This window comes from Kitasatospora sp. NPDC114501 (assembly GCF_055633695.1).
Map to the genome: position 1 here is coordinate 52,280 of NZ_JBVKDS010000029.1, position 9,886 is coordinate 62,165.

Annotated in this window: 2 protein-coding genes; both read left to right on the forward strand. The window is 75.9% G+C overall.

Annotation, left to right across the window (positions count from 1 at the left end):
* The first annotated feature begins 92 nt into the window (after window positions 1-92).
* A complete protein-coding gene (locus ACZ7RU_RS35960) occupies window positions 93-5,054 on the forward strand; it encodes an amino acid adenylation domain-containing protein (protein WP_470345213.1) in 4,962 nt (1,653 codons plus the stop codon).
* Window positions 5,055-5,159: 105 nt separating this feature from the next.
* Window positions 5,160-9,886 (forward strand): amino acid adenylation domain-containing protein (locus ACZ7RU_RS35965; protein ID WP_470345214.1); only part of this gene is annotated, 4,727 nt, incomplete at its 3' end.

The following is a 9,886-nucleotide window of genomic DNA, read 5'->3' on the forward strand; positions in this document are numbered from 1 at the left end:
TCCGGTGACGCGCGCCGACGTGCGGTCCGGGCCCGTTCTTGACGGTCTGTCACCCGTCAGGCACCGCCATCGCCCGAAGGAGTTCGACCGGAATGGATCCTCTGCTGCTTCCGGAGCGCATCGCCCGACAGGCGTCCCGCACCCCGGACGCGGTCGCCGTGGTGGACGGCGACCGGACGGTCGACTACCGCGAGCTGGACCGGGCCGTCGAGCGCACCTGCCGCGGGCTGCTCGCGCGGGGAGCCGGTGCGGACCGGCTGGTCGGCGTGGCGCTCGACCGCGGCGTGGACCTGGTCGTCGCGCTGCTCGCGGTGTGGCGGGCGGGCGGCGCCTACCTCCCGCTCGACCCGGCCCAGCCGGCCGCCAGGCTGGGCGAGTTGATCCGGGATGCCGGCGTTTCCCTGGTGCTGGCCGCGGAGCCGCTCGCCGCGACCGTCCGGGCCGCCGGGGCCCGCCCGGTGACGCCCGCCGTGCTGCGCGGGCCGTCCGAGGCCTTCCTGCCCGTCGCCCCGGCCGCGACCGACCCGGACCGGCTCGCCTACGCCGTCTTCACCTCCGGCTCGACCGGCCGGCCCAAGGCGGTCGCCATCACGCACGCCGGGATCGCCGGCCGGGTCGGCTGGACCATCGACACCCACGAGCTGGGCCCGGCGGACCGGGTCCTGTTCAAGACCTCGATCGGCTTCGACGCCGCCGCCTGGGAGTTCCTCGCCCCGCTGGCCTGCGGAGGCACGGTGGTCGTCGCGCCGCCCGGCACGGAACGCGATCCGGCGGCGCTGCTGCGCACCGCCGCCGCCCACCGGGTGACGGTCCTCCAGGCGGTGCCCTCCGTGCTGCGGTCGCTGGTCGACGAGGGCGACTGGAGCGGCTGCGACGCGCTGCGGCTGGTCTTCAGCGCGGGCGAGCCGCTGCACGCCGAACTCGCGACCCGGCTGCGCGCCCGCACAGGCCCGGGAGTCCGGCTCTGGAACACCTACGGCCCCACCGAGTGCAGCATCGACGTCACCGCCCATCCCGTCGACCCCGCCCGGACGGCCGGGCCGGTCCCGATCGGCCGGCCCATCACCGGCATGCGGGTCCTGGTCCTCGACCCGGCCGGCCGCCCGGTGCCGGTGGGCGTGCCCGGTGAGCTCTACGCGGGCGGGCCCGGCGTCGCCCGCGGCTACCTCGGCCGGCCCGGGCCGACCGCCGAGCGCTTCGTCCCGGACCCGTACGGCCCGCCCGGCTCCCGGCTCTACCGCACCGGCGACAAGGTCCGGTGGCGCCCGGACCGCACCCTGGAGTACCTCGGCCGGCTGGACCGGCAGCTGAAGGTGAACGGGGTGCGGATCGAACCCGGCGAGATCGAGGCGGTGCTCGCCGCCCACCCTGGGGTCGCTGCGGCCGTCGTCACCCCCGTCACCCCGGCCGGGGGCACCGGGACCCGGCTCGCCGCGCACGTCGTGCCGCGCGGCCCGGTCCCGGCCGGCGGGCTGCGCGCCTTCCTCGCCGGTCGGCTGCCGGAGAGCCACCTGCCGGCCGTCGTGCGCGAGGTGCCGGAGTTTCCGCTGACCGCCTCCGGCAAGGCCGACCGGGCGGCGCTGCGGGCCGCGGCCGAGGCGGAGGGAGCGGGCCGGGCCCCGTACGTCGCCCCGCGCGACCGGGCCGAGGAACTCGTCGCCGAGGTCTGGTCGGGGCTGCTGGAAGCGGACCGGATCGGAGCCCACGACGACTTCTTCGCGCTCGGCGGGACCTCCCTCCAGCTCGTCCGGCTGGCCGCGGGCCTGCGGGCGGCGAGCGGCGGGCCGGTCCCGCTGCGCGGCCTGTTCGTGGCCGCCACCGTGGCCGAGCAGGCCCGGCTGCTCACCCCGGCGGCCGCGGACTCCGTCGACAGCGAGCCGGTGATCCCGGTCCCGAGGGACGGCGAACTGCCGCTCTCGCCCGGGCAACGACGGCTGTGGTTCCTCGACCGGCTGCGGCCGGGCGGCACCGAGTGGGTCGCCCCGCTGCTGGTCCGGCTGCCGGCCGCCACCGGCGCGGACACCGTGCGCCGGGCGCTGCGGCTGCTCGCCGAACGGCACGAGTCGCTGCGCACCCGCTTCACCGCGGAAGCCGGCGAGCCCCGGCAGTGGATCGGTCCGGCCGAGGAGGTCGAGCTCCGGGTCGAGGACGCCACCCGGGAGCAGCTCGCCACGCTCTTCGACCAGCAGTTCCACCGCGGCTTCGACCTCGAGAACGGCCCGCTCTGGCGAGCGCTGCTGGCCCGGATCGAGGGCGAGGAGCACCTGCTGCTGCTGACCCTGCACCACATCGGCTGCGACGGCTGGTCGACGGTCGTCCTGGAACGCGAGCTACGCGAGCTGTGCGCCGCCCTGCACGAGGGCCGCGAGAGCACCCTGACCCCGCCCGCAGTGCAGTACGCCGACTGGGCGGCGTGGTCCGCCCGGCGACTGACCGACGGCCGACTCGCGGCCGAACTCGACTACTGGCGCGGCACGTTGGACGGCCTGCCGACCCTCGACCTGCCCGTCGACCGGCCCCGCCCGGCCGAGCGCGACGGGCGCGGGGCCGCCCACGCCTTCCGGCTGGAGCCCGAGCAGGCCCGGCGGCTCACCGAACTCGGCCGGGCCCACGGCGCGACGCCCTTCGTCGTCCTGCTGACCGGGTTCGCGGCCGCGCTGGCGCGCCACACCGGCCAGTGGGACATCCCGGTCGGCACCCCCGTTCCCGGCCGCACCCGGCCGGAGGTCGAGGACACCGTCGGGTTCTTCCTCAACTCGCTGGTGCTGCGTTGCCGGCTGGACGGCCGGGCCGGCTTCGCGGCGGCCCTCGACCGGGTGCGTGACCTCACCCGGGAGGGCTTCGCCCACCAGGACCTGCCCTTCGAGCGGCTGGTGGAGGCCCACGGCGCCGAGCGGGACCTCTCCCGCACCCCGCTCTACCAGGTCGCCTTCGACCTGCACACCGAGGGCCGGACCAGCGTCGCCGACCGCGACGAGGACCTGGCCGCGTTCACCGACGCCTGGCGGGTGGCCAAGACCGACCTGACCCTCTTCATGCGCCGGATGCCGGACGGCGCCTACCGCGGCGCGCTGGAGTACGACACCGCACTCTTCGACGCGGCCACCGTCGCCGCCCTGGCCGACCGGTTCACCAGGCTGCTGACCGCGGCGGCGGCAGACCCGGAGCGGCCGCTGGAGGCCCTGGACCTGCTCTCGCCGGTCGAGCTCCACCGCCAGCTGGTGGAGTGGAACGAGCCCGGAACCGCCGATCTCCCGGCCACCGTCCCCGCCCGCTTCGAGGAACAGGCCCGCCGCACGCCGACGGCGGCCGCCGTGCTGCTGGGCGAGCGGGTGCTGAGCTACGCCGAGCTGGACACCGCGGCGAACCGGCTGGCCCACCGGCTGCGCGCGGCCGGCGTCGAGGACCAGGACCGGGTCGGCGTCGTGCTGGAACGCGGGCCGGAGCTGCTCACCGCACTCCTGGCGGTCTGGAAGGCGGGTGCCGCCTATGTCCCGGTCGACCCGGCCGACCCGGCCGAGCGGATCGCGGAGGTGTTCCGCGCCTCGGGCGCGGCCGCCTGGATCGGCACCGGCGGTACCGGCCCGGCCGGCCACCCCGGAGCCGTCCGGCTGGACACCGACGCCGCGGCGATCGCGCAGCTGCCCGGCACCGCCCCGGCCCGTACCGAGACGGCCGACCAGCTGGCCTACGTGATCTTCACCTCGGGCTCCACCGGCCGGCCCAAGGGCGTCGAGATCACCCACCGGGGCCTGGCCGACCACGTGGACTGGGCGGCGATGGAACTCGCGGCCCGCGGCAGCGGCGGCGCACCGTTGTTCTCCTCGCACGCCTTCGACCTCGTCGTCCCCAACCTCTGGGCGCCCCTGGTGGTCGGGCAGCCGGTGCAGGTCCTCCCCCCGGACACCGAGCTGTCCCGCCTCGGCGACTGGCTGGCCCGCACCGGCCCGTACAGCTTCCTCAAGCTGACACCCGGACACCTCGACATCATCGCCGACCAGCTGACCGCCGAGCAGGCCGCGGCGCTGGCCCCGGTCCTGGTGGTCGCCGGGGAGCCGTTCACCCGGGAGACCCTGGAACGCTGGCGGGCCCTCGCCCCGGACACCGAACTGATCAACGAGTACGGACCGACCGAGGCCGCTGTCGGAACCACCGTCCACCCGGTGCCCGCCGACCCGCCGACCCGGATCCTGCCGATCGGGCGGCCGCTGCCGCACACCACCGTGTACCTGCTGGACGACGCGCTGCGGCCGGTCCCCCGGGGCGCACGGGGCGAACTGTGCATCGGCGGACGCCGGCTGGCCCGCGGCTACACCGGTCACCCCGCGCTGACCGCCGAGCGCTTCGTGCCCGACCCGTACGGCGAGCCCGGCGCCAGGCTGTACCGCTCGGGCGACCTCGCGCGCCAACTGCCGGACGGAACCGTCGAGTTCCTGGGCCGACTGGATGACCAGGCGAAGATCCGCGGCCACCGGGTCGAGCCGGCCGAGGCCCGGTCCGCCCTGGCCCGGCACCCGGCGGTCCGCGAGGCCGCGGTACTGGTGCACCGGCCGGCCGGCGGGGAGCCCGCGCTCGCCGCCTACTACGTGCCGGCCGACCAGGCCTCCACGCCGTCCGAGCGGGAACTGGCCGAGCACTGCGCCCGGACGCTGCCGTCCTACCTCGTCCCGACCACCTTCACGGTGCTCGACGGGTTCCCGCTGACCGCCAACGGCAAGCTCGACCGCCGCGCCCTGCCCGCACCCGGCCGGGCGACGGGTGCCCCGGAGACCCGGACGGCCCCGAGCGGGCCGCTGCAACAGCGCATCGCCGCCCTGTGGGCGGAGTTGCTCGGCACCGAACCCGACGCGGACACGGACTTCTTCGTCAGCGGCGGGACGTCGATCACCGCGATCCGCCTGATCGCCGCCGTCCACCAGGAGTTCGGCATCGACCTGCCGGTGCGGGCCGTCTTCGAGACCCCCACCGTGGCCGGCCTGTCCGACGCGGTCGAGGAGCTCGTCCGGGCCGAGGTCGCCCGGATGAGCGACGACGAGATCGCCGCCACCTTCTGACCGCGGCCGACCGCCGCCCCCGCCACGACCTGCCGCACGGCCGCGCACCCGGCGCCGGACCGCACCCCGTCCGCGCCCCACCACAGCTGAGGAGAGCCGAGAGCCATGACCGGCACCGAAACCGACACCACCGGGTCCGAGGCGCTCCGGGCCGAGTACCTGCGCCGCGTCCTCGGCGGCGAGCTGCGCGGCCGCGGCCGCGGCCGCGGCATCGACAAGGCGGACCGGACCGGGCCGCTGCGGTTGTCCGCCGGGCAGCGGCAGATGTGGTTCCTCAACCGGCTGGAGCCCGGCAGCCCCGAGTACCTCCTCCCGGTGGTGCTGCGGCTGCGCGGCGGGCTCGACGTCACCGCGCTGGGCACGGCCTGGCACCGGCTGCACGACCGGCACGAGATCCTGCGCACCCGCTACGCCCTGGACGGCCGGGAGCCGGTCCAGCTGGTCGACCCGACCGGGACCCCCGCCCTGCCCCTGGACGACCTCGGCCACCTCCCCGCCGAGCAGTGCGAGGAAGCGGTGCGCGCCCACATCGCGCGCGAGTCGGAGCGGCCCTTCGACCTGGAGCAGGAATGGCCGATCCGCGGCCGGCTGTTGCGCCGCGCCCCGGACGACCACGTGCTGATCATGGTGGCCCACCACATCGCCTGCGACGCCTGGTCCACCCGGCTGGTCGCCGAGGAGCTCGGCGAGGGCTACCGCCGCGCCGTCGCCGACCGGGCGGGGGCGGACGCGCCGGTCGATGCGGCCCCGCCCCTCCAGTACGTCGACTACGCCGCCTGGGAGAACTCCCGGCCCACCGCCGAGGCCCTGGCGTACTGGCGCGAGCAGCTCGCCGACCTCGGCACCCTCGACCTGCCCACCGACCGCCGCCGACCGGCCGTCCGCGGCCATGAGGGCGACGCCGTCAGCGGCCGACTGCCAGTCGAACTCGCCGACCGCGTCCGCGCGTTGGCCCGGTCCCACGGCACCACCCCGTTCTCGGTGCTGCTCGCCGCCTTCCAGACCCTGCTCGCCCGCTACAGCGGCGCCACCGACATCCCGGTCGGCACCGTCACCAACCTGCGCACCAGGCCCGAGATCCAGGGCCTGATCGGCTACGGCGTCAACACCCTGGTGCTGCGCGGCCGCCTGGACGGCGACCCGACCTTCGCCGAGCTGCTGCGCGCCACCAACCGGACCGTCCTGGACGCCTACGACCACCAGGGGGTGCCGTTCGCCTCCCTGGTCTCCGAGCTGGAGCCGGAGCGCGACCGGTCCCGCACGCCGCTCTTCCAGGTGTTCCTCACCCTGCGCGAGCAGGCGGTGACCGACTACCGGCTGCCCGGACTGGCCATGGCCGAGGTCGAGCCGCCCCGGCCGAAGGCGCGGTTCGATCTCGCGCTGGTCGCCGGGGAGGCCGCGGACGGCGCGCTCCCGCTGCGCCTGGAGTACGCCACCGAGCTCTTCGACCGGTCCACCGCCGAGCGGTTGCTGGCCCACTACCTGCGGCTGCTGGACAGCGCGGCCGGCGCCCCGGACACCCCCCTGTCCGCGCTGGAGCTGCTGGACCCCGCCGAGCGGGCCGAGCTGACCGCCCCGCCGGCGGACCGCGTCGACACGCCCCGCCCGCTGCACGAGCTCTTCGTCGAGCAGGCGGCCCGCACCCCCGAGGCCGTCGCTGTGGTCAGCGGCGAGCACAGCCTCAGCTACGCCGAACTCGACGCCGCGTCCGCCCGGTTGGCCCGTCGGCTGGCCGGGCTCGGGGTCGGCCCGGAAGGCCTGGTCGCGGTCTGCCTGGACCGCGGCGCCGACCTGCTGCCCGCCCTGCTCGGCGTGCTGAAGGCGGGCGGCGCGTACGTCCCGCTGGACCCGGCAGTGCCGGACGCGCGGATCTCGTATGTGCTGGGCGACACCGGTGCCCGCGTCCTGATCACCCGACAGGCCCACGCCGAACGGCTTTCCGCCCTGCACGACGGCGAGCTGCTCGTCCTGGACGCGCCCACGGAGGAGCCCGACGGTCCCGCCACGGCCGGGCTGCCGGCCGTCGATCCCGGTCAACTCGCCTACGTCATCCACACCTCAGGCTCCACCGGCCGCCCCAAGGGCGTGGCCGTCACCCACCGCAACGTCGCCCGGCTGCTCACCACGGCCCGCCGCCGGCTCGACTTCGGCGCCGAGGACGTGTGGTCGCTCTGCCACTCCTACGCCTTCGACGTCTCGGTCTTCGAGATGTGGGGCGCGCTGCTGCACGGCGGGTGCCTGGTGGTGGTGGACCCGGAGACCAACCGAGACCCGTCCGAACTGCTCGACCTGCTGGTCCGCCGCCAGGTCACCGTGCTCAGCCAGACCCCCTCCGCCTTCCGGGGCCTGGTCGCGGCGGCCGCAGCCGGCGACCCCCGGCTGGCACGGCTCGCCCTTCGCGCGGTGGTCTTCGCGGGCGAGCGGCTCGACGTGCCGGACCTCGCGCCCTGGGTGGCGCGGTTCGGGTCGGCCGGGCCGCGCCTGGTGAACATGTACGGCATCACCGAGACCACCGTGCACGCCACCCACCGCGAGGTCGGCGGGGCGGACCTGTCCCCGCTGGCCGGGAACCCGATCGGCCGCCCGCTCGACGACCTCACCCTGCACCTGCTGGACGAAGACGGCCGCCCGGTGCCGACCGGGGCGCGCGGCGAGATCCACGTCGGCGGCGCCGGGGTGGCCCGCGGCTACCTGGGACGCCCGGCACTGACCGCCGAGCGCTTCGTCCCCGACCCGTACGGCCCGCCGGGAGCCCGCCGCTATCGCAGCGGGGACCTGGCCCGGCGGCTGGCGGACGGGAGCCTGGAGTTCCTCGGCCGCGCCGACGACCAGGTGAAGGTGCGCGGCCACCGGGTGGAGCCGGGCGAGGTCGCGGTGGCCCTGGCGGCCTTGCCCGCGGTGCGGGAGGCCGCCGTGGTGGTGCACGAGGGCCGGCTGGTCGGGTACGCGGTGCCCTCGGGTGAGCGCCTGCCCGGCGCGGGTGAGCTGCGGGCGGCCTTGGCGCGCTCGCTGCCGGACTACCTGGTGCCGTCGGTGTTCGTGGCGCTGGAACGGCTGCCGCTGACCGCCAACGGCAAGCTCGACCGGCGCGCCCTGCCCGCCCCCGAGATCGACCTCCACCAGGAGTACGTCGCCCCGAGCACCTCCGTCGAGGAGCGGGTCGCCGGGGTCTGGGCCCAGGTGCTGGACCTGCCCAGGGTCGGGACGACGGAGAGCTTCTTCGACCTCGGCGGTGACTCGATCCGGGCCGTGGCGCTCAGCGGGGCCCTGCGTTCGGAGGGCTTCGACGCCGCGGTGCGCGACGTCTTCGAGGCCCGCACCGTGGCGGGCCTCGCCGCCCTGCTGGCGGACCGCCCCACGCTGTCGACCGTCCTGCCGGACCCGGCCGTCGAACCGTATGAGCTGATCACGGCGGCCGACCGCGAACGGCTGCCGGCCGGCCTCGCCGACGCCTACCCGATGACGATGGCCCAGATCGGCATGGCCGTCGACCTGCTCGCCGAGGACCGCCGCAGCAACTACCAGAACGTCGCCACCAGCCGGATCCGGGACGAGCGGCCGTTCTCGCTCGCCGCGCTGCAGGCCGCGGCCCGGGTGGTGGCGGAGCGGCACGAGGTGCTGCGGACCTCCTTCGACCTGGAGTCGTACTCGGTGCCCCTGCAGCTGGTGCACGCCGAGGCGACGGTCCCCGTGGTGGTGCAGGACCTGCGGGAGCTGTCCGCGGAGGAGTTCCGCGGGCGGCTGCTGGAGTTCCAGCGGGCCGAGCGGGCCGAGCTGTTCGACCTGTCCTGCCCGCCGCTGCTGCGGCTGGCCGTGCACCTCGCCGAGGACGGCTGGTGGCTCTCCGTCACCGAGTTCCACGGGATCGTCGAGGGGTGGAGCTACCACTCCCTGGTGAAGGAACTGCTGGACTGCTACCGGGCCTTCGCGAGCGGAGCCGAGCCCGCCCCGTACGAGCGGCCCACGACCCGGTACGCCGACGCCGTCGCCGGGGAGCTGCGGGCGCTGGACTCGGCGGAGGACCGTAGGTACTGGGCCGGGCAGGTCGAGCGTTACCCGGCCTTCGTGCTGCCCGCCCACTGGGGCGCGCCGGACCAGCCGGCCGAGGACTACTGGGAGTCGGTGCCCTTCGGCGACCTCGAAGAGGGCCTGCGGGCCCTGGCCGCCGCCGCGCGGGCCTCGTTCAAGAGCGTCCTGGTCGCCGCCCACGGCAAGGTGCTCAGCCTGCTCACCGACCAGGACCGCTTCAGCAGCGGGGTCGTCGTGCACACCCGGCCGGAGGCCCCCGGCGCCGACCGGGTCTACGGCATGCACCTCAACACGGTGCCGTTCGGCTTCGAGCGGGGTGCGCGGACCTGGCGTGAGCTGGTGAGCTCGGTGTTCGAGCGGGAGGTGGAGCTGTGGCCGCACCGGCGGTTCCCGATGCCGGAGGTCCAGCGACTGGCCGGCGCCGGCCGCGTCGTCAACGTGCTGCTCAACCACGTCGACTTCGAGCGGCTGGAGAGCGAGTCCGTCGACCTGGGCAGCGTGATGGCGCCCGGCACCACCGAGTTCGACCTCGCGGTGACCACCCTGTCGAAGCGCATCAGCCTCAAGACCAGCACCCGGGCGCTCTCGCGGGTGGATGCGGCTCGGGTGGCGGGGCTGTACCGGGTGGTGCTGGAGGCGATGGCGGCGGATGCGGAGGGTGATGCGGAGGCGGTGTTCCTGCCGTCGGGTGAGTCCGGTCCGGCCGGTGGGCTGGTGGGTGCGGGGGAGGTGACGGCGGGTCTGGTGCTGGAGCGGTTCGGCGGTTGGGTGGAGCGTTCGCCGGGGGCGGTGGCGGTGGTCGG

What these genes read in the sequence shown, in the direction of transcription:
- ACZ7RU_RS35960 (WP_470345213.1), top strand. Translation starts at nt 93, where the DNA reads ATGGATCCTCTGCTGCTTCCGGAGCGCATCGCCCGACAGGCGTCCCGC.